Genomic DNA, 1,462 nt, shown 5'->3' with positions numbered 1-1,462 from the left:
CCCAGGCGCAGCGCCTTGGGGAACTTGCCTTCCTTCATCAGGCTGTAGATGTGCGCGCGCTTGAAGCCGGTCTTGGCTTCGACCTCTGCGCGGCGCAGGATGCGGTGCTCGGCCGTCGCCGCCGTGGCGGTGGTCTGCGAAGACATGAGAGTCACTCCTTAACGCTCAGTGGCGTTGATTGGCGTGACTCGAATTTGGAACGACGCGTCGAGGAAAGACACCGTAAATGCGGTATCCGCCACCGCAGATACGGTCTGGCAGCGCTCAGAGAATCATGCGCTGCAAATTGCGCCGAGCCAGTGCGAACTTGGCCTGCAGGGTGCGCTCGTTGATGCCCAACGCGTTGCCGTGGTGCGCCACCATCGCACTGATGATGGCCTCCTGCGTCAGGAAACTGGAATACGGCATGCCGCTGGGCGACTTGCCCAACAGCAGCGTCAGTAATCCGCCAACGATGTTCAGGTAGGTCGATTCGCTGCGCGGCCCCGGCGTGTTCGCACGCTCGGCGTCAGCCGAACAGGCGGCGTGCTGCTTCAGCAGCGCCTCGTGCTCGGCGCGCAGCGCCTCGTATGCGCTCAGAAATTCCGCCAACCGCGCCTTGATCACTTCCCGCTCGGCCAGCAATGCGCCCACCGTGTCCAGACTGACCGCCGGGTGAAGCGCACGCTCGAGCTCGTCGAACAGAAACGCCGGCTTCTCGCCGGGGTAGTAGTGCGCCATCCAGGCTTTCAGGTCGACGTGCCGCACCGTCAGCGACGGATCGTCCAGTTCCAGGCCTTGCGTCTCCCGCACCAAGCCCTCCTTGCCATACGGCATCTCGCCGTGAGCGAGCGCATCGAAGACCCTTTCGGTGTTCAAGCGCAGCAACGGCCAGCGCGGAAACTCCGTTGCCTCCGGGAGAGGCCGCCGCCCCAAGGTCGCCAGGATGCGCCGCTCGAAGCGCAACAATCCGCTCCAGCGGATTGCTGCCTCGATCGGGCGGTAGTAGATCTTGGCGCCATCGATCAGCCTGCTCGACTTCGGCATATCGCACGCCTCCATTCGTCATTACACCCCGGGGCACGTCCGCGCACCCGCCATGCAGGCGGCGTGCGTGGACGTCCAGGACGTCTCAGGGCAAAACGAGCAGGTGAGGCAGCGGCGAAGTCTGTGGCATCGGTGATGCCGCCTTTACCAGCGCGGGATGTGCCCCTTGTCGTGCATGGCCCCATCACGCAAAATTATTAAGCCGCAGAAAATGCCGTGACCATCATCCACCGCGGGCGCCGTGCTTGCCCCGGAAAACCAGGCCAAAGTCTTTGCAGGGAAATGAACCTCGTAAAGCGCGATCAGCTCAACACGCCAGAGCCGATACGCATATGGCAAGCACTGTTGCGCTGCGCGTCTCTGCTGTGACAAGCCACGATGTGGCCGGCGACAATTAACCTGACCGGTCGACGACAACTATCTTGGCCGGTTGGAT

At 63.0% G+C, this 1,462-nt stretch carries 2 protein-coding genes; both read right to left on the bottom strand.

All coding sequences use genetic code 11. The features are described from left to right. A partial coding sequence (locus PLC66_RS22705) for an AlpA family phage regulatory protein (RefSeq protein ID WP_324544444.1) occupies nucleotides 1-146 on the bottom strand: 146 nt, incomplete at its 3' end. Between the two features lie 118 nt (nucleotides 147-264). After that, nucleotides 265-1,026 carry an ATP-binding protein gene (locus tag PLC66_RS22700; RefSeq protein ID WP_324544443.1) on the bottom strand — a complete coding sequence of 254 codons (762 nt, stop codon included), beginning with the start codon at nucleotides 1,024-1,026 and terminating at the stop codon, nucleotides 265-267. Nucleotides 1,027-1,462 lie beyond the last annotated feature (436 nt).

Source organism: Thauera sp. (assembly GCF_035444905.1).
In the GTDB taxonomy this organism is placed as follows: Bacteria; Pseudomonadota; Gammaproteobacteria; order Burkholderiales; family Rhodocyclaceae; genus Thauera.
The sequence above is the reverse complement of the archived record's forward strand: the minus strand, read 5'-3'. Positions and strand labels throughout refer to the sequence as shown.